The sequence below is a fragment of the Angustibacter speluncae genome, from assembly GCF_054777815.1.
In genome coordinates this window covers 32903-49934 of sequence record NZ_BAAHAF010000049.1, presented here as the reverse complement: position 1 = coordinate 49934, position 17032 = coordinate 32903, and the positions used below count along the sequence as shown (strand labels likewise).

19 protein-coding genes are annotated in these 17032 nt (G+C 75.3%); 6 read left to right on the top strand and 13 right to left on the bottom strand.

Going from position 1 to position 17032, the window contains the following annotated elements; translation table 11 throughout:
* Both ACYVKY_RS05360 and ACYVKY_RS05355 read left to right on the top strand, forming a co-directional pair.
* Window positions 1-593, top strand: a 593-nt coding sequence (locus tag ACYVKY_RS05360) for an ATP synthase subunit B family protein (RefSeq protein WP_460433940.1), incomplete at its 5' end; no start/stop codon positions are given.
* Complete coding sequence (locus tag ACYVKY_RS05355) at window positions 590-1702, top strand: coiled-coil domain-containing protein (RefSeq protein ID WP_460433939.1); 1113 nt, start codon at window positions 590-592, stop codon at window positions 1700-1702. The genes ACYVKY_RS05360 and ACYVKY_RS05355, both read left to right, overlap by 4 nt.
* A 15-nt stretch (window positions 1703-1717) precedes the next feature.
* Here the strand turns inward: ACYVKY_RS05355 and ACYVKY_RS05350 are convergent, their stop codons facing one another.
* From ACYVKY_RS05350 to ACYVKY_RS05315, 8 genes are all read right to left on the bottom strand, one after another.
* Complete coding sequence (locus tag ACYVKY_RS05350) at window positions 1718-2344, bottom strand: hypothetical protein (RefSeq protein ID WP_460433938.1); 627 nt, start codon at window positions 2342-2344, stop codon at window positions 1718-1720.
* Entirely contained in the window at window positions 2341-2925 is a 585-nt protein-coding gene (locus ACYVKY_RS05345; RefSeq protein ID WP_460433937.1) for an RNA polymerase sigma factor, read from the bottom strand. The genes ACYVKY_RS05350 and ACYVKY_RS05345 overlap by 4 nt, the downstream gene beginning before the upstream one ends.
* Window positions 2926-2958: 33 nt before the next feature.
* Window positions 2959-3699 carry a helical backbone metal receptor gene (locus ACYVKY_RS05340; RefSeq protein ID WP_460433936.1) on the bottom strand — a complete coding sequence of 247 codons (741 nt, stop codon included), beginning with the start codon at window positions 3697-3699 and terminating at the stop codon, window positions 2959-2961.
* Between the two features lie 38 nt (window positions 3700-3737).
* A complete protein-coding gene (locus tag ACYVKY_RS05335; protein ID WP_460433935.1) occupies window positions 3738-5021 on the bottom strand; it encodes a VWA domain-containing protein in 1284 nt (427 codons plus the stop codon).
* 76 nt (window positions 5022-5097) lie between these two features.
* Window positions 5098-6504, bottom strand: coding sequence for an HNH endonuclease signature motif containing protein (locus ACYVKY_RS05330; RefSeq protein ID WP_460433934.1), 1407 nt, complete (start codon window positions 6502-6504; stop codon window positions 5098-5100).
* Window positions 6505-6623: 119 nt separating this feature from the next.
* Window positions 6624-9875, bottom strand: coding sequence for a fused isobutyryl-CoA mutase/GTPase IcmF (gene icmF / locus ACYVKY_RS05325; protein WP_460433933.1), 3252 nt, complete (start codon window positions 9873-9875; stop codon window positions 6624-6626).
* A 326-nt stretch (window positions 9876-10201) separates the two neighbouring features.
* Window positions 10202-10840, bottom strand: coding sequence for a hypothetical protein (locus tag ACYVKY_RS05320; RefSeq protein ID WP_460433932.1), 639 nt, complete (start codon window positions 10838-10840; stop codon window positions 10202-10204).
* A gap of 48 nt (window positions 10841-10888) precedes the next feature.
* Window positions 10889-12232 carry an MFS transporter gene (locus tag ACYVKY_RS05315; RefSeq protein WP_460433931.1) on the bottom strand — a complete coding sequence of 448 codons (1344 nt, stop codon included), beginning with the start codon at window positions 12230-12232 and terminating at the stop codon, window positions 10889-10891.
* 68 nt (window positions 12233-12300) lie between these two features.
* Between ACYVKY_RS05315 and ACYVKY_RS05310 the strand changes: the two genes are divergently transcribed.
* Window positions 12301-12936, top strand: coding sequence for a winged helix-turn-helix domain-containing protein (locus ACYVKY_RS05310; protein ID WP_460433930.1), 636 nt, complete (start codon window positions 12301-12303; stop codon window positions 12934-12936).
* 27 nt (window positions 12937-12963) lie between these two features.
* Here ACYVKY_RS05310 and ACYVKY_RS05305 read toward each other — a convergent pair whose 3' ends face one another.
* Window positions 12964-13479, bottom strand: coding sequence for a VOC family protein (locus tag ACYVKY_RS05305; RefSeq protein ID WP_460433929.1), 516 nt, complete (start codon window positions 13477-13479; stop codon window positions 12964-12966).
* A 92-nt stretch (window positions 13480-13571) separates the two neighbouring features.
* Here ACYVKY_RS05305 and ACYVKY_RS05300 point away from each other — a divergent pair, with 92 nt between their 5' ends.
* Window positions 13572-13997 carry a PPOX class F420-dependent oxidoreductase gene (locus ACYVKY_RS05300; protein ID WP_460433928.1) on the top strand — a complete coding sequence of 142 codons (426 nt, stop codon included), beginning with the start codon at window positions 13572-13574 and terminating at the stop codon, window positions 13995-13997.
* On the opposite strand, the gene ACYVKY_RS05295 is transcribed toward ACYVKY_RS05300, so the two are convergent.
* Window positions 13987-14700 carry a dienelactone hydrolase family protein gene (locus ACYVKY_RS05295; protein ID WP_460433927.1) on the bottom strand — a complete coding sequence of 238 codons (714 nt, stop codon included), beginning with the start codon at window positions 14698-14700 and terminating at the stop codon, window positions 13987-13989. The genes ACYVKY_RS05300 and ACYVKY_RS05295 overlap by 11 nt on opposite strands.
* 41 nt (window positions 14701-14741) lie before the next feature.
* On the opposite strand from ACYVKY_RS05295, the gene ACYVKY_RS05290 reads away from it, so the two are divergent.
* On the top strand, window positions 14742-15239 hold the full coding sequence (locus ACYVKY_RS05290; protein WP_460433926.1) for a MarR family winged helix-turn-helix transcriptional regulator: 498 nt from the start codon (window positions 14742-14744) through the stop codon (window positions 15237-15239).
* Between the two features lie 68 nt (window positions 15240-15307).
* On the opposite strand, the gene ACYVKY_RS05285 is transcribed toward ACYVKY_RS05290, so the two are convergent.
* The 3 genes from ACYVKY_RS05285 to ACYVKY_RS05275 are packed head-to-tail and all read right to left on the bottom strand — an operon-like array spanning window position 15308 to window position 16322.
* Window positions 15308-15481 carry a hypothetical protein gene (locus tag ACYVKY_RS05285; protein WP_460433925.1) on the bottom strand — a complete coding sequence of 58 codons (174 nt, stop codon included), beginning with the start codon at window positions 15479-15481 and terminating at the stop codon, window positions 15308-15310.
* Between the two features lie 59 nt (window positions 15482-15540).
* A complete protein-coding gene (locus ACYVKY_RS05280) occupies window positions 15541-16032 on the bottom strand; it encodes a hypothetical protein (RefSeq protein ID WP_460433924.1) in 492 nt (163 codons plus the stop codon).
* A complete protein-coding gene (locus ACYVKY_RS05275) occupies window positions 16029-16322 on the bottom strand; it encodes an STAS domain-containing protein (RefSeq protein WP_460433923.1) in 294 nt (97 codons plus the stop codon). The genes ACYVKY_RS05280 and ACYVKY_RS05275 overlap by 4 nt, the downstream gene beginning before the upstream one ends.
* A gap of 124 nt (window positions 16323-16446) precedes the next feature.
* Between ACYVKY_RS05275 and ACYVKY_RS05270 the strand changes: the two genes are divergently transcribed.
* Window positions 16447-17032: response regulator transcription factor (locus ACYVKY_RS05270; protein WP_460433922.1), on the top strand; the 586-nt coding region annotated here is incomplete at its 3' end.

The following is a 17032-nucleotide window of genomic DNA, read 5'->3' as shown; positions in this document are numbered from 1 at the left end:
AGGCCCTGGCGTCCGCGCAGCGCGAGGCCGTCCGGGTGCGCCGCGAGGCGCGCGAGGAGGCCACCGCCGAGCTCGACTCCGCGCGCACCGAGTCGGCCCAGCTGCGCGCCGCCGCGCGCGAGCAGGTCGAGCAGGCGCGCGTGCGGGTCGCGTCGCTGTCGAACCGGCGCGAGTCGATCGAGGCCGAGCTGCGCGGGCTCAAGGGCGTCATCGAGGCGCTGGCCGTCCCCGAGCGGCCACACGGCTCGGCCGCCGCGCTCACCGCGGGCCCGACGGTGCTCAACCTGACCGCGGGCGAGGAGCAGGGCGACGAGGAGCCCGAGGCGCAGCGCGACGAGCACCTCGACGCGTTCGCGCCGGTCGAGGTGGCCGACGAGGACGAGCCCGAGGACCAGCCCGCCGACGAGCCCGCCGAGGACCAGCCCGCCGACGAGGTGGTCGACGTCACCGAGGTGCACGACCCGGTGCCCGACGACGCCGTCCACGACCTCGGCCGCTACGCCCAGGACGGCCACGGCTCCGAGCCGGACGTCGACCACGACCAGCACGACCCCCTCCACGACCCGACCCTTCACCCGCAGAGGACGACATGACCGACTCCCCCCGCTTCCGCACCGTGATGCGCGGCTACGAGCCCGCGCAGGTCGACCAGCGGATCGGCGACCTCGAGCACGCCGTGCGCGCCGCGCAGGCCGAGGTGGAACGGCTGCGCCAGGCGTCCGGGGACACCGAGTCGCGGCTGTCGCGGCTGGCCGCGGAGCGCGACGAGGCCGTCGCCACCGCCCGCGCCCTGCCGGCCGAGCCGTCGCAGCCGTCGTTCGAGGACCTCGGCACCCGGGTCGGCCAGATCCTGGCGCTGGCCCGCGACGAGGCCGCCGAGCTGCTCGAGAACGCCCGCGAGGAGATCTCGACGCTGCGCCTGGACGCCGAGACCCAGGCGGCGTCGGTGCGCGAGGACGCCGACCGGTACGCCACCGACACCCGGTCGGCGGCCGACGTCGAGGTCGCGAAGAAGCTCGAGGCCGCCCAGCGCCAGGTCGACGAGCTGCTCGACGCCGCCGACCGCGAGGCGTCGGCCCGCCGCGAGGAGGCCGAGGCGGTCTACGAGCGCCAGCGCGCCTCCGCCGCCGCGGCGGCCGCCGACTTCGAGACCACGCTCGCCGAGCGCCGGCAGCGGGCCGAGGCCGACTTCACCGCCCAGTCCTCCGCGTCCGACGCCGCGCTGCGCGACGCGCAGGAGCGCACCGAGTCGGCCCGCGCCGAGGCCGACCGGGTCACCGCCGACGCCCAGCGCGACGCCGAGCAGCTGCTCGCCGACGCCCGCCAGCAGGCCGACGACCTGGTCGCCTCGGCCCGCTCGCGCGCCGACCGCGTCCGCCAGGAGTCCGACCGCGAGCTGACCGCCGCCACCGCACGGCGCGACTCGATCAACGCCCAGCTCGCGAACGTCCGGCAGATGCTGGCGACGCTGTCCGGTGCCGCGCCGGCCGCGCTCGGCCTGGTGCCGGACGTGCCCGCGCCCGCCGCGCAGGAGCCGGTGGCGACCGCCGGGGGTGACGACGTCGACGAGGCCTCCGGCGAGCCCGCCGCGGACGCCGACGACGACGACACCGTCGACGTCACCGAGGTCGACGAGGCCGCCGACGTCGACGACGACGAGGCGCAGGGGGCCGACGACACCGTCGTGCTGAACAAGCGCTGACGGCTGCGCGGCGGGTCAGCCGCCGAACGCGTCGTCGTACACGGCCTGCAGGGCGGGGTCGACCGGGCCGGTGAAGCCGCACGAGGCGACCGTGCCGTCCTCGCCGACGGCGACGAGGTACTGCTGGCCGGCGGTGAACTGCACCGAGTAGCCGCTCACCGCCAGCTCGGGGTCGAGGCCCTCGACCCGCACCTGGTCGGCGTCGCCGCCGGTGAACCAGCGGTCGACGTCGAGCGTGGCCTGCGTGCCGCTCTCGTCGACGACGGTGCCCGCGAAGGCCACCGGGAACGACGACAGCACCTGCGCGTCGACCTGCAGGCACATCGCCGTCAGCGGGTCCTGGGCGGGCGGTGCGGCGACGGTGAGCACGTCGGCCGGTTCCGTCGCGCCTCCCAGGCGGGGGACGACGAGGGCTGCCGCGACGGCGGCGGCGGCGACCAGACCGCCTGCGACCAGGGCGATCCGGCGTCCGCGGGAGGGTGCGGCCGGCTCGGTCGCGTCCCGGGCGAGGACGTCCTCGACGAGCAGGCGCACGTCGTGCGCCGGCTCCGGCGCCCCGGCGACGGGGTCGGTGGCGGCCAGGCGCGCGCGCAGCGCGTCGTCGTCGAGGCCGTGGGCGGGGGTGGTGGTGCGGTCGGTCATCGCTGCTCCTCGGCAGGGGTGGACGCGGTGCGGGTCACCGGGTCCGGTGCCCCTGTGTGTCCGGCCGGGGCGCCGGTCTGTCGAGCGGGTTGCTGCTCGACGAGCAGGGTGCGCAGCCGGGTGCGGGCGCGGTGCAGGCGCAGCGACGCGGCGTTGGCCGAGATCGCGAGCACGGTCGCGATCTCCCGGGGCTCGAGCTGCTCCCAGGCCCACAGGTGCAGCACCTCGCGGTCGTCGGGGCGCAGCCGCGCGACCGCGGCGGCCACCTCGTCCTCGCGCTCTGACCCGACCTGCTCGGGCGGCGGCCCGTCGTCGTGCAGCCGCTGGGCGAGCGCGTCGCGGCGCCGGGCGGAGCGGTGGGCGTTCGCCAGGCAGCGCCGCGCGACGGCGTAGGTCCAGGCGAGCGGCGCCTCGGGCGGCACGTCGTCGAGGCGGCGCCAGAGCACCAGCAGCGTCTCGGCGAGCACGTCGTCGACGTCGGCGGGGTGGGCCCGGCGCGCCAGGTAGCGCCGGACCGGCTGGTGCACCTGCTCGACCAGCGCGGTGAGGCGCTGCTCGCGGGTGCGGTCGGAGGTGTCCACGTCCGTCCTGTGTCCGGCTCGCTGCCGATCCTGTCAGCGGATCCTGTCAGGCGGTCCGAGGGCCGCGCGCAGCGCGGTGCGCAGCCGCTGCGGCGCCTCGACCATCGCCGGGCCGTACCAGGTGAGCGACCGGCCGTCGACGAGCGCGGCGGGGACGTCCGGGAACGCCTCGGGGCCGTCGACGGCGGTGAACCGGTACGGCTCGTCCGGCAGCACGACGACGTCGAGCGGCGGCAGCGCGGCCGGGTCGAACCGCGGGTACCGCTCGGCGTCGCCGGCGAGCACGTGGTCGACACCGAGGCGGGCGAGGACGTCACCGGCGAAGGTGTCGGACCCGAGCGCCATCCACGGCTTGCGCCAGATGGGCACGACGGCGGTGAGGCGCGCGTCCGCGACGGGTTCGGCAGCGTCCCAGCCGGTCTCGGCGTCGTCGAGCCAGCGTGGGCGCGAGGCGCCGCAGGCGGCGAGCACGCGCTCGAGCTCGGCGAGCGCCTGCGGCACGGTGCGCACGTCGGTGACGAGCACCTCGGTGCCGGCCGAGCGCAGGGCCGCGAGGTCGGGCTCGCGGTTCTCCTCCTCGTTCGCCACCACCAGGTCGGGCCGCAGCGCGACGACGGCGTCGAGGTCCGGGTTCTTCGTTCCCCGCACCCGGGTCACGCCGCGGGTGTCGAGGTCGCCCGGGTGGGTGCACCAGTCGGTGCAGCCGACCAGCACGTCGGGGACGGTGACCGCGACCGCCTCGGTCAGCGACGGCACCAGGCTCACCACGCGCACGCGGTCACCCTCCCACGACGTCTCCTGCCGCACGCGGCCTACTGGTCGGGTGGGGTGGTCGGCGGCTGCTGCGGGAGCGGCGCGACCTGCTCGCCGCTCAGCGCGGCGAGCTCCTCGGCGACCATCCGCACCACCAGGTCGTCGAGCGCCATCTCCTCGTAGTCGGTGCTGGTGATGTCGGTGTTCGCACCGGTCGCGGCACCACCGGCGCCGTAGGAGAGGAAGACGAAGCGGGAGCCGGTCGCTGCCGCCAGCTGGCGGAACACGGCCTCGGCCTGGTCGTCGCTCTCGGACGAGGCGATCGGGAAGATCTTCAGGCCGCGGCCGATCGCGTCGACCAGGCTCGCCGGGTAGGCCTGCTCGACCTGGCGGGTCACCTGCGGCGGGGCGTCGGCGACGAGGAAGACCAGCTGCAGCGTCTGCGCGGGGTCGCGCCACGACGGGGCGGTCAGCGCCTCCGCCAGGCCCTCGTCGAGCGCCTCCGGGTAGTCGCCGCCCCCGTCGGCCTGCACCTGCGACAGCGCCTCGCGGAAGGCGCCGAGGTCGTCGGTGAGGTCGTAGGTCGAGGTGACGAACGCGTCGCCCTCGTCGCGGTACAGCGTCATGCCGAACCGCAGGTCAGGATCGCCCTCCAGGTCGGCGAGGCGGCCGGCGACGGTGTCGATCGTGGTCTTCAACCGGTCGATCTCGTCGCCCATGGAGCCGGTGGCGTCGAGCAGGAAGTGCACGTCGACGGCGACCGGTCCCTCCCGTCCCCCGGCACGGTCTCCGGCGAGCTCGACCTCGGTGCCGGGCGCCGCCTGCGCGGACGCGCCTGCGGCCGTCAGGTCGACCTGCGTCGCGTCGGCGTGCCCGTGCAGGCCGGGCCAGAACCGGACCGTGCCGTCGGCCGTGGTGCGCAGCGTCGCGACCTGCTCGCCGTCGACCGACACCTCCACCGGCTCCCCCGCGAGCGGCAGGCCGTCGGTGCCCACCACCCGGACGAGGACGCGCCCGGTGGCGTCGAAGTCGCGCGTCGCGATGCCCGCCGCGTCGAGCCGGTCGAGGTAGGCGAGGAACCCGGCGTGGTCGAGGTCGTCGTCGACGCTGCCGGCCCGCAGGGCCCCGCCCCCGACCGGCGGCACCGGCGCCACGTCGTCGGCCACCGCACTGGGAGCCGCTCCCCCGGCGGCCATCTCGCGCGCCGCGCCGTCGCCGTCGGCGGCCGTCCAGGCGGGTTCCCCTCCGACCCACCCGGCGCCCGACGCCTCGTCGCCCGCGCTGCACCCGGCCGTCACCAGCGCCAGGCCCACCAGCCCCACCACCACCGCGCTCGTGCGCATCTCCCGCTCCCCTGCTCGTCCCGTCGTGCGTCAGGGGTCAGAGGGACGCGGACGCCGATCGGTTCCCGCGGTCAGGTCACGAACACGTCGCGACGACGCCGGGCAGGCGTTCGACCTCGACGACCTGGTGGGTGCCGAGGGGGCTGGTCCAGTGGTGGGCGACGACGTGGCCGGCCGGGTCGAGGCGCGTTCGGACGCGCCAGAGGCCGGCGGTCTTCCAGCGGTGGCAGCGGCGCGACCTCGGGCTGAGGTTCTGGACGCTGGTGGTCCCTCGGGGGTGCGGTACCTGGTGGTCGAGGTCGCACCTGCTGCTCGGGACGCCGCAGCCCGGGAAGGTGCAGACCGGGTCGCGCGCCCGGACGGTCTGGTCGATCTCGACGGTCGGGGTGTAGCTGTCGGTCGCATGCCTGGCTGCGTCTCGGACAGCCTCCCGGGTCGCGGCGACGAGGGAGGTTCTCGTCCAGCCGGTCTCGGGTGCGGCACCGACCCGGACGAGGCGGCTGAGGTGGCCGGTGTGGTCGGTGAGCAGCACGCCCGTCGACGCGCCACGGTCGAGCAGCTCCTGCGCCGCGACCCGGGCGGTGGCGGCGGTGCAGTGCACGGGTGCGCCGACGCCGCGGATCTCACCGGGTGCGTCGGCTGCGTCGCCGTCGCCGAGGAGGGTGTCGGCGTGCAGCACCACGCCGAGCTCGCGCCGCACACCTGCCCGTGTCGGCTGATCGCCCAGGACCGCTGCCTCGAGCGCGTCGACCTCCGCCATGCCGAGCGTGCGGTCACCGAGCTCCTCGGTGCTCAGGCCGTGGGCGGCGCCCTGGACGGCGTTCGCGATCGCGACGACCTGCTCGGTCGGACCCGTCACCGTCAGGGTCGCGACCGCCGGGTTGCCGGGGTCGACCTCGACCCAGGTGCCGGTGCGTTCGCGGACGTCGCGACGCACCTGCTCCTCCTGGTCGGTCCGCACCCTGGCCACGGCCTTGCGGACCCTGCTGGTGAACGCCTTCGGCTGCGGTCCGTCCCACGGCCCGACCGGGCCGTTGCCCTGCAGCGGCACGGTCGGCAACGCGTCGAGGACCTCGGCCTCGACCTGCCAAGCGAGGTCCTGCGGCAGGCCCTCGGTCTCCCGGGCCAGCACCCGGGCGCGGACACCGTCGATCCGGCCGGCTTCCAGCGCCGCCAGCGTCAGCACCAGCGGACCGCAGAGCCGGGCCGCGGCGTCGACCTCGCGGGACGCGTGCCAGCGCGCCAGGCCGGTCGCGGCGGCGACCTCGTCGGTCGAGATGGCGTGCAGGTCGTGCGCCCCGACCACCCCGTCACGCGCCGCACCCACCAGCACCGGCAACCCGATCTGCCACGCCTCCGTCGCGTGCACGTCGCGGGTGATCGCGTCGACCAGCCGCAACCTGGCCGCGTCGCGCGCGAAGTCGGTCAGGCAGTGCGCACGCAGATCGCCGACCAGGGTGCCCGCGCCGTCGTCCGACCTCATGCACCGACACTAGACCCGAGCACTGACAACGGGTTTCGCGTCCGAACCGGTTGTGGAGGACGACCCCGGACACAGTCGCCTGTGGACGACGAACGTGCCGCGGCATCACCCCGGCGGCGTCACACCGACCGCCGGTACTGTCCGCCCACCTCGAAGAACGCCTCGGTGACCTGGCCGAGGGTGCAGACCCGCGCGGCGTCCATCAGGACGGCGAACAGGTTCTCGCCGGACGTGGCGGCCTCGCGCAGCCGGGTGAGCGCCGCCTGCGCCTCGGTCTCGTGCCGGGTGGTGAAGTCGGCGAGACGGTCGAGCTGGGACTGCTTCTCGGCCTCGGTGCCGCGGGCGAGCTCGATCTCGCGCGGCTCCTCGGACGGGTGCGGGTCGAGGAAGGTGTTCACGCCGACCAGCGGCAGCGAGCCGTCGTGCTTGCGCTGCTCGTACAGCATCGACTCGTCCTGGATGCGGCCGCGCTGGTAGCCGGTCTCCATCGCGCCGAGCACCCCGCCGCGCTCGGTGAGGCGGTCGAACTCGGCGAGCACGGCCTCCTCGACCAGGTCGGTGAGCTCGTCGACGACGAAGGAGCCCTGGAGCGGGTTCTCGTTCGCCGCCAGGCCCCACTCGCGGTTGATGATCATCTGGATCGCCAGCGCGCGACGCACCGAGTGGTCGGTCGGGGTGGTGACGGCCTCGTCGTAGGCGTTGGTGTGCAACGAGTTCGCGTTGTCGTAGATCGCGCACAGCGCCTGCAGCGTCGTGCGGATGTCGTTGAAGTCCATCTCCTGCGCGTGCAGCGACCGACCGGACGTCTGCACGTGGTACTTCAGCTTCTGCGAACGGTCGTTGGCGCCGTACCGGTCGCGCATCGCGACCGCCCAGATCCGTCGGGCGACGCGGCCGATCACCGTGTACTCGGCGTCCATGCCGTTGGAGAAGAAGAACGACAGGTTCGGCGCGAAGTCGTCGATCGCCATCCCGCGGGCGAGGTACGACTCGACGTAGGTGAAGCCGTTCGCGAGGGTGAACGCCAGCTGGCTGATGGGGTTCGCCCCGGCCTCGGCGATGTGGTAGCCGCTGATCGACACCGAGTAGAAGTTGCGCACCTGCCGCTGGATGAACCACTCCTGGATGTCGGCCATCATCCGCAGCGAGAACTCGGTGCTGAAGATGCAGGTGTTCTGGCCCTGGTCCTCCTTGAGGATGTCGGCCTGCACCGTGCCCCGCACCGTCGCCAAGGTGCGCGCCCGCAGCTCCTCGGCCTCCGCACCGGACGGCTCGCGCCCCTCCGCCGCAGCGAACTTCGCCACCTCGGCGTCCATCGCCGCGTTGAGGAAGAACGCCAGGATCGTGGGCGCCGGGCCGTTGATCGTCATCGACACCGAGGTCGACGGCGAGGTCAGGTCGAACCCGTCGTAGAGGGCCTTCATGTCGTCGAGCGTCGCGATCGACACCCCGGACGTGCCGACCTTGCCGTAGACGTCGGGACGGGTGTCCGGGTCGTACCCGTACAGCGTCACCGAGTCGAAGGCCGTCGACAGGCGGGTGGCCTCGGTGTCGCGCGAGAGGTACTGGAACCGGCGGTTCGTGCGGAAGGCGTCGCCCTCGCCGGCGAACATCCGCGCCGGGTCCTCCCCGTCGCGCTTGAACGCGAACACCCCTGCCGTGTACGGGAAGTGACCTGGCAGGTTCTCGGAGCGGAGGAACCGGACGAGCTCACCCGCCTCGTCGAAGCGGGGCAGAGCGACCCGCCGCACCGGGTTGCCCGACAGCGTCAGCCGCTGCAGCGCGGTGCGGATCTCCCGCTGGCGCACGGTCACGACCAGCTCCTCGCCGGAGTAGTCGCGCACCGTGGCGGGCCAGGCCTCGAGCAGGTCGCGCGTCGCGGGCGACACCGCGCGCTCGGCGGCAGCGAGGACGTCGTCGAGCCCTCCCCGGTCGGCACCCGCCTCGTCGAGCGCCGCTGCGGCAGCGCGCAGCTGGGCCGCACGACGCGCGGCCGCCACCTGCGCGTCGGTCTCGCGGTGGTAGCCGCGCACCGTCTCCGCGATGTCGGACAGGTACCGCACCCGCGACGGCGGGATGATCGCGTGGGTCGACGTCGACACCTTGCCCTCGACGGGCGGCAGCAGCCCCTCGTCGACGCCGAGCCCGTGGCCGGCCAGCTCCGCGCGCAGGAACTGGTACAGCGCGGTCACGCCGTCGTCGTTGAACGTCGCCGCGGACGTGCCGAAGACGGGCATGTCGTCGGGCGTCGACCCGAACGCCTCGCGGTTGCGCACCAGCTGGCGGGCGACGTCGCGACGCGCGTCCTCGGCCCCGCGCCGCTCGAACTTGTTGATCGCCACCGCGTCGGCGAAGTCGAGCATGTCGATCTTCTCCAGCTGCGACGACGCCCCGTACTCCGGCGTCATCACGTACAGCGAGGTGTCGCAGAACGGCACGATCGCCGCGTCGCCCTGCCCGATGCCGGGCGTCTCGACCACGACCAGGTCGACCCCGGACGCCTTCAGCACCGCGATCACGTCGTCCAGGTGCTCCGGCAGCCCACCGGTCGTGCCCCGCGTCGCCATCGACCGGAAGAACACCGACGAGGCGCCTTCGCCGGTGATCGAGTTCATCCGGATCCGGTCGCCGAGCAGCGCGCCGCCGCCGCGACGGCGGGTCGGGTCGACCGCCAGCACCGCGATGCGGATTTTGCCGCCCTGGTCGAGCCGGAACCGGCGCAGCAGCTCGTCGGTCAGCGAGGACTTGCCCGAGCCGCCGGTGCCGGTGATGCCGAGCACCGGCACGTCGCGCGCCGACCCACCCGCGCCGGCCACCTGCTCGCGCGCCGCGTCCGGCAGCGTCCCTGCCTCGGCCATCGTCAGCGCACGCGCCAGCGTCAGCCGGTCGCCCGTGAGCAGCCCCTCCCACGACGCCGGCGCGACGTCGGCCAGCGCGGTGTCGCACTCGGCGACCACCTGGTTCACCATCGCCGCCAGGCCGAGCCGCTGCCCGTCCTCGGGGGAGAAGATCCGCACCCCGTGCTCGCGCAACCGCGTGATCTCGGCCGGGACGATCACCCCGCCGCCGCCGCCGAAGACCTTGACGTGCCCGGCGCCGCGCTCGGCGAGCAGGTCGACCAGGTACTCGAAGTACTCGACGTGCCCGCCCTGGTACGACGAGATCGCGACGCCCTGCACGTCCTCGCAGATCGCCGCGTCGACCACCTCCTCGACCGAGCGGTTGTGCCCGAGGTGCACCACCTCGGCGCCCTGGCTCTGCAGGATCCGGCGCATGATGTTGATCGAGGCGTCGTGCCCGTCGAAGAGGGCGGCGGCGGTGACGAGCCGGACCGGGTTCGCCGGTACGTGCAGCTCGGGTCGGTCGGCCATGGGTGGGGGCTCCCGTCCTGCGTCATTGCTTGGACGTCCTAGTGAATCACGGGTCGGGCACCCGTCCGGACCGATAGCCTCCTGCCCACCGTGACCGAGCCCACCGATCGGGCGCTGGGCTGGGCGATCCAGCTGCGCCGCACCCACACCCGGCTGCGCGAGGCGCTCGACCTCGCCCGCGACGCGCTCGAGCGGGGCGGGGAGGTGACCACCTCCCTGCGCGACCTGCACGTCCACTGCCTGGGGTTCTGCGCGGCGCTCAGCGGCCACCACCGGGCCGAGGACGCCGGGCTGCGGCGAAGGACGTGCTCGGGCCGCTGTGAGCCTCAGCCGGTCGACGGGCGCGGCAGGGCCCCCAGCCAGGCGCGGCGACGGCGCGACCCGCGCACGGCGAGGCCCACCAGCAGCACGGTGACGAGGGTCCCGACGGCCCCCGCCACCACCGCCGCCCGGTGCGACGCGGCGACGGCGGCCTGCGCGTCCGTCACGGCGGCCGGGCCGACGGGCGCCAGCGGCTCGCCCGGCAGCGCGTGGTCGAGCGCGTGCACCGACCCCAGCGACAGGCCGTCCGGCGTGGTGCGCGACTCGTAGACGACCAGCACCTGCACCCGCTCGGGGAAGTCGTCGGCGTCGTGCAGCCCGGCCCGCAGGGCCGTCCTCACCTGGGCGGGTCCGCCCGCCTCGGGGACGGGCGCCGCCGCCGGCACCTGCACCTCGTACAGGCCCGAGGTCACCGGGAGCGCCAGCCCGCCGTCGGCCCGCACCAGGCGACCCTCGAGCACGTCGGTGCGCCCCACGAGCGCCTCGACCCGCTCGGTCTCGGCGGCCGCGAACGAGGCCCGCACCAGGGGGACGGCGACCGCGACCGCCGTCGCGACGGCGACGAGGACGGCACCGACGGCCCACGGCCAGGCACCACGAGGCGGTCGGGGCCCGGTCGGCGGCGGGGACGTGGTCGGCTGCATGCGCCCATCCTGGCCGCGGGGCGCGGCGCCGTCTGCGGGTGCGCGTACTCAGGCTCCCGGCGCACCACCGGCCGCCTGGGCGGCCGCGGCGTCGGCGCGGTCGGCGTCGTCCTGCGCGCGGGCGGCGGCCGCCGGGGTCACGACCGCCATCGACCACGCCTGCCCCAGCAGCACCACGACGACCGCACCCAGGAACACGGCCTCGAGCCCGAGGACGGTGGCGAGCGCGCCACCGGCGAGCGCGCCGACGGGGTCGAGGCCGCGGCCGATCAGCCGCCCGACGGCGCCGGCCCGGCCGAGCAGCGCCTCCGGGATCATCCGCTGGCGCATCGACATCTGCATCACGTTGCCCATCACGTTGGTGACGCCCAGCAGCACGAACACCGGCACCGCCACCCACAGGGACGGGACCAGCACCGGCAGCGCCATCAGCGCGGCGTTCGCCATCCAGGTCGGCTGCAGCAGGCGCACCGACCCGAAGCGCGCCACCACCCGGCCGGCCAGCGCCGGGCCGAGCACGGCGCCGAGGGCGAGGGCCGAGATCAGCAGGCCGAACACCTGCGGCGACAGCCCCATCGCCGAGCCCGGGCCGACGACCCACAGCACGAACACGGCGAAGTAGGCGCTGTTCGCGGCGTTCGCGAACCCCGCGACCAGGGTGAGCGTGCGGATCACCCTGTGCCGGAACACGAACCGCACCCCCTCGGCCAGCTCGCGGCGGGCGGACGGCTTCACGACCGGGTCGCGGTGCGCGCGGAAGCGTCCGTGCAGCCCGAGCAGGAGCAGGGCGCCGGCGGCGTAGAGCAGCGCGGGGACGCCGAGCGCCCACGCAGCACCGAGCGCCACGAGCGGGCCGGCGAGCGGCGCCCCGAGGAACGAGTTCGCCACCTGCTCGGCGACGAGCAGCCGTCCGTTCGCCTTCTCGTACAGGGCCCGTGGCACCACGGCGGGCACGAGCGTCGAGGCGACGGTGTCGTGCAGCACCTCGGCCACCCCGAGCACCAGGGCGAGCCCGCACAGCAGGGGGATGCTCACGCCCGGCCCGAGCACCAGCGCCACGCCTGCCGCCAGCGCGGCCACCCGCACCAGGTTGGCGACGCCCATGAGCAGCCGCCGGTCGTACCGGTCGGCGAGCACCCCGGCGGGCAGGGTGGCGAACAGCCAGGGCAGGGTCGCCGACGCCGCGACCAGCGAGACCTGGAACGGCGAGCGCGTCACCCCCACCGCGAGCAGCCCGGCCGCGGTGAGCAGCACGCCGTCGGCGAGGTTCACCGCCCCGCGCTGCAGCCACAGCCGGTGGAAGGTCGCGCCGAGCCCGCCGTCGAGGCGGCCGGGTGCCGCGGACGGCACGGGGGTGCCGGGGGCGGCGGGGGTGTCGGTCGCAGCGGCCACGGGGGTCTCCTCGGTAGCGTGAGCAGAGCACTGTTCGCAAAGAACTCTTTGCAAAGGTACTTTTGCACATGGCCGAGGTCAAGCCCCGCTTCCCGCCGGACCAGCCGCAGCTCGACGCGGCCGCCGTCCGGGCGTTCGCGCACCCGCTGCGGGTGCGGCTCTACTACCTGCTCGAGGCCGACGGCCCCGCCACGGCGAGCGGCCTGGCCGCCCGCGTCGGCGAGTCGAGCGGGTCGACCAGCTACCACCTGCGCCAGCTCGCCCGGCACGGGCTGATCGTCGAGGTCGAGGGCCGCGGCACCGCCAAGGAGCGGTGGTGGGAGCCCAACCCGAAGGGCTTCTCGATGCGCGGCGACCGGCTGCGCGCCGACCCCGCGACGGCCGCGGCGACCGACCTGCTGCTCGGGGAGTTCGAGCGCAGGCGGGCGGCCGACCGGCACCGGTGGCTCGAGGAGTCGGTGACCGCGCCGGACGAGTGGGTCGAGGCGAGCGTCGACCGCCGGCGCACGATGGTGCTCACCGCCGTCGAGACGGCGCGGCTGGCGAGCGAGCTCGACGAGGTGACCGAGCGCTACCGCCTGCTGTCGACCTCCCGCGACCTCGTGGGCACCCCGGACGCCGAGGGCAGGGCCCACCACCGGGTGGTGCTGCACCTCGAGCTGTTCCCGCTCGGCGCGGGCCGGCCGCCTACCGAGGACGCTTGAGCCGCAACAGGTCTCGACGAGTCCGGGTCACTGCACGCAGAACAGGTTGCCCTCGGGGTCGGCCATCGTGGTGTGGAAGCCGCTCGGCTCGTCGACCCGGTACCGGACGGTGGCCCCGAGCGCCTCGAGCCGCGCGACCTCGGCGTCGATCTGCTCGCGACCCACGTTGAGGTCGAGGTGCCAGCTGTTCTTGGCCCCCGCCGGCCGGTCGGCGACCTGCTGGAAGAGCAGCCGCCGCTTGTGCCCGCGCGGGGCGCCGGTGTCGTCCGGGTGCACGATGCCGGTCATCGTGCGGAACACCGAGCGGCCGTCGACCTGCGTGGTGTCGCGCTCGCGGTCGGCGTACCCGGCGTCGAGCACGGCCTCGACCAGGTCGTGCGGGTCCTCCAGCAGGTAGCCCAGCGCCGCGGCCCAGAAGACCGCCTGCGCGTGCGGGTCGTCGCAGTCGACGGTGGTCTGGAACCGCACGGGCGCGGCCGGTCCGCCCGCGCGCGGTGCCTGGTAGCCGACCTCGGGCCACTGCTGCTCGGTCTCCTGGGTCACGGTCTCGTCCTCTCCTCGGGTCCTTCGTCGGTCCGACGGTACGGACGAATGCGGACCGGTCCGGTCCGCAGCCGCCGACGTAGGGTGGCGGCATGAGCGACGAGGCGCTGTACGACCTGCTCGCGTCCGGTGGCCGACGGGGCGTCCTGACCACCCTGAAGCGCGACGGGCGCCCGCAGCTGTCGGTCGTGAGCCACCACTACGACCCCGCGACCCGGGTGCTGCGGGTGTCGGTCACCGACGACCGGGCGAAGACCCGCAACCTGCGCCGCGACCCCCGGGCCTCCTACCTCGTCACCGGCGAGACGCCGTGGCAGTACGTCGTGGCCGAGGGCACCGCCGAGCTCGGCCCGGTGACGACCGACCCCCACGACCCCGCGGCCGACGACCTGGTCGACCTCTACCGCACGCTCGCGGGCGAGCACGACGACTGGGACGAGTACCGCGCGGCGATGGTCGAGCAGCGCCGCCTGGTGCTGCGGGTGCGCGTCGAGCGCGTCTACGGCCTCACCGGCTGAGCCGCTCGCCGAGGAACGCGGTCGTCGTCGCCCACGCCCGGTGCGACGCCTCGGCGTGGTGGAACGCGGGCATCGGGTTGTCGAAGGCGTGCTCGGCCCCCTCGTAGGTCTCGACCTGCGCCCCGGCCCGCTCGAGCGCCGCCTGCAGCCGCGCCACGGTGGCGGTGTCGAGGAAGGAGTCGGCCAGGCCGAAGTGGTGCAGGGACGGCGCCCGCACCTCGCCGGCGCGGCCGACCAGGTCGGGCAGCGCCGAGCCGTAGTAGCTCACCAGCGCGTCCGGGCCGTCCTCGCCCGCCTCGGCGGCGACGGCGAACGCCAGTCCCCCGCCGAAGCAGAAGCCGAGCAGCCCGACGCCGCCCTCCACGTCCGGTCGCGCCCGCAGGAAGGCGAGCACCGCGAGCACGTCGCGCACGGCGCGGTCCCAGTCGAGCCGGGACACGACCCCCATCGCCTGCTCGAGCACGTCCGGGCGCGACTCGTCGACCTCGGCGTCGTCGAGCCGGTGGTAGACCTCGGGCGCGAGGACGACGTACCCCAGCGCCGCGAGGTCGGCTGCGCGGGAGCGGATGTAGGCCGAGACCCCGAAGATCTCCTGCAGCAGCAGCACCCCGGGCCCGCGGCCGGACGGGGGCGTCCAGACGTGGACGGGCACCTGCCCGTCGTCGGTGGGGACGTGGACCAGGACCGGGGCGTCAGCGCTCACGCCGTGCAGTCTGCCCCGCCGCGGGTGTCTACGCTTCCCCCGTGCCCCGGCTGCCCTTCGACCCGATCGAGCGCGCGGGCGAGCTGTGGGCGGAGCGGGTCGGCGACCCGACCGCGATGAAGGTCGTCACCTCGGTGATGCGGGTGCAGCAGGTGCTGCTCGCCCGGCTCGACGCGCTGCTGAAGCCGCACGGCGTCACCTTCGCCCGCTACGAGGTGCTGGTGCTGCTGACCTTCAGCCGTACCGGCCGGCTGCCGCTGTCGAAGATCGGCGAGCGCCTGATGGTGCACCCGACCTCGGTGACGAACGCGGTCGACCGGCTCGAGGCGGGTGGGCTCGTGCGCCGGGTGCCGGACGAGGACGACCGCCGCCGCACCCTGGCCGAGCTGACGCCCGAGGGCGAGCGGGTGGTGCGCGAGGCGACGGCCGCGCTGCAGGAGGCCGAGTTCTTCCTCGACCGCACCAGCGCGAGCGACCGCGACGACCTCTACGAGCTGCTGCGGCGCACCCGCGCGGACGCGGACGACTTCCCGGTCTGACACCGGGAGCCGGGCTGACGCACGCGGCGGTCCCTGCGGCCCCCTCGACCTCGGGACCGCCGCGGACGTCAGGCGACCAGGAGCGGCTCGGCGGCGCGGGCCCCGAGCTCGTCCAGGTCGGCGAGGCGGCCGCGCGCGGCGGCGGCGGCCGAGTCGTCGCCCAGCTGCAGGGCGGTGGTGAGGTCGGCGCGGGCGCGGCCGCGCTGGTGCTCGAGCTCCTCGACGAACGACGGGCTGATCATGGCGGTCCTCCTCGGGTCGGCTTCGGCGAACGGTGGTGCGGTCGGTGTGTCCGTGCGGGTCAGAGCGCGGGGGTCCACCCCAGGACGACGGCGGCCCCGGCGGGGGTCGCGGCGCGCAGGTCGGCGGCCACGCTCTGCACCCGGGCGGTGGCGTCCGGCAGGGCGGCGGCCGGCTCGACCAGGTGCGGCAGGCCGTGGTGCAGGTGCTCGAGCACCTCGGCCGAGCAGACGACGAGCAGGTCGCCCGGCTCGAGCAGCAGGTGCTCGGTGCCGGTGGGCACCTCGGGGGCGAGCCGGACCCGCTCGCCGGACAGCCAGAGCGCGGGCGGCGACAGCCGGCAGCTGAGCTCGGCGCGCCCGTCCGGGTGGAGGACGACGCTCGTGCACGCGGCCGGGGAGGCGCCCTCGCCGGTGTCGCAGACGACCACCCGGGTGGTGCCGTCGGGCTCGCCGGTCAGCGCGACCGTGCCGGCGGGCGCCTCGACGGTGCCCAGCTGCCAGCCGCCGGGCAGGTGCGCGGACGCGGGGCGCGCGGGGACGACGACGGTCACGACCGGCTCCCGTCGTCGACCAGGCCTGCCCGGTGCAGCACGCTGCGCACCGGGGGCGCCGCACCGGTGACCTCGAGCCGGACGCCGACCGCGCGGCAGCGCCGCTTCGTGGCGAGCAGCGCGGTGAGGATCGTGGAGGTGACCCGGGAGACCTCGCTGACGTCGACGACGGCCACGGGCCCCTGGTGCAGCACGGGGTGCCGGAGCACGGTGACCAGCTCGTCGAGCCGGTCGTCGCCGAGGCGCGCCAGCACCGGGGACGGGAGCGTCGCCGGGCCGGTGGTGGTCATGGCGACGATCCTGCCGGTCCGGTGTGACAGCCCCCCGGTCGCCGGTGTTGCGGTTTCGTGACGGCTCCCCGGCGGGTCCGCGACAGCGGCGGGGGCACCCCCGTCCGGCTGGCACGATGGGCGCGTGGCCCGGCTCCTGGTCGTCGAGGACGACGACGGCATCCGCACCTCGCTGCGGCTGGCGCTGCTCGACGAGGGCTACCAGGTCACGGCCGTTCCGTCCGCCGAGGAGGGCCTGGTCGAGCTCGGCCGCGACGAGGTCGACCTCGTGCTGGTCGACCTGATGCTCGGCGGCATGGACGGCTACACCTTCATCCGGCGCGCCCGGGCCACCCACGACGTCCCGGTGATCGTCCTGAGCGCGCGGCGCGACACGAACGACATCGTCGACGCCCTCGAGGCCGGCGCCGACGACTACGTCACCAAGCCGTTCGAGCTCAAGGAGGTGACCGCGCGGCTGCGCGCGCTGCTGCGCCGCGGCCCGCACGTCGGTGCGTCCGAGCCGGCGACCTCCGCCCCGACGGGTCGCGTCCTCGACCGCGAGGCCGAGGTGGTGCTCGACGAGGCCGCGGGCCGGGTGACCCGCGCCGGGCAGGACCTCGGGCTGACCGTCACCGAGTACCGGCTGCTGCGCGAGCTCGCGTCGCCGCCCGGGCAGGTGCGCAGCCGCTCGGCCCTGCTCAGCAGCGTCTGGGACCGCGGCTTCTTCG

What these genes read in the sequence shown, in the direction of transcription:
- ACYVKY_RS05300 (WP_460433928.1), top strand. Translation starts at nt 13,572, where the DNA reads ATGAGCGACGAGGCGCTGTACGACCTGCTCGCGTCCGGTGGCCGACGG.
- ACYVKY_RS05310 (WP_460433930.1), top strand. Translation starts at nt 12,301, where the DNA reads ATGGCCGAGGTCAAGCCCCGCTTCCCGCCGGACCAGCCGCAGCTCGAC.
- ACYVKY_RS05335 (WP_460433935.1), bottom strand. Translation starts at nt 5,021, where the DNA reads ATGCGCACGAGCGCGGTGGTGGTGGGGCTGGTGGGCCTGGCGCTGGTG.
- ACYVKY_RS05355 (WP_460433939.1), top strand. Translation starts at nt 590, where the DNA reads ATGACCGACTCCCCCCGCTTCCGCACCGTGATGCGCGGCTACGAGCCC.
- ACYVKY_RS05330 (WP_460433934.1), bottom strand. Translation starts at nt 6,504, where the DNA reads ATGAGGTCGGACGACGGCGCGGGCACCCTGGTCGGCGATCTGCGTGCG.
- icmF (WP_460433933.1), bottom strand. Translation starts at nt 9,875, where the DNA reads ATGGCCGACCGACCCGAGCTGCACGTACCGGCGAACCCGGTCCGGCTC.
- ACYVKY_RS05275 (WP_460433923.1), bottom strand. Translation starts at nt 16,322, where the DNA reads ATGACCACCACCGGCCCGGCGACGCTCCCGTCCCCGGTGCTGGCGCGC.
- ACYVKY_RS05350 (WP_460433938.1), bottom strand. Translation starts at nt 2,344, where the DNA reads ATGACCGACCGCACCACCACCCCCGCCCACGGCCTCGACGACGACGCG.
- ACYVKY_RS05285 (WP_460433925.1), bottom strand. Translation starts at nt 15,481, where the DNA reads ATGATCAGCCCGTCGTTCGTCGAGGAGCTCGAGCACCAGCGCGGCCGC.
- ACYVKY_RS05320 (WP_460433932.1), bottom strand. Translation starts at nt 10,840, where the DNA reads ATGCAGCCGACCACGTCCCCGCCGCCGACCGGGCCCCGACCGCCTCGT.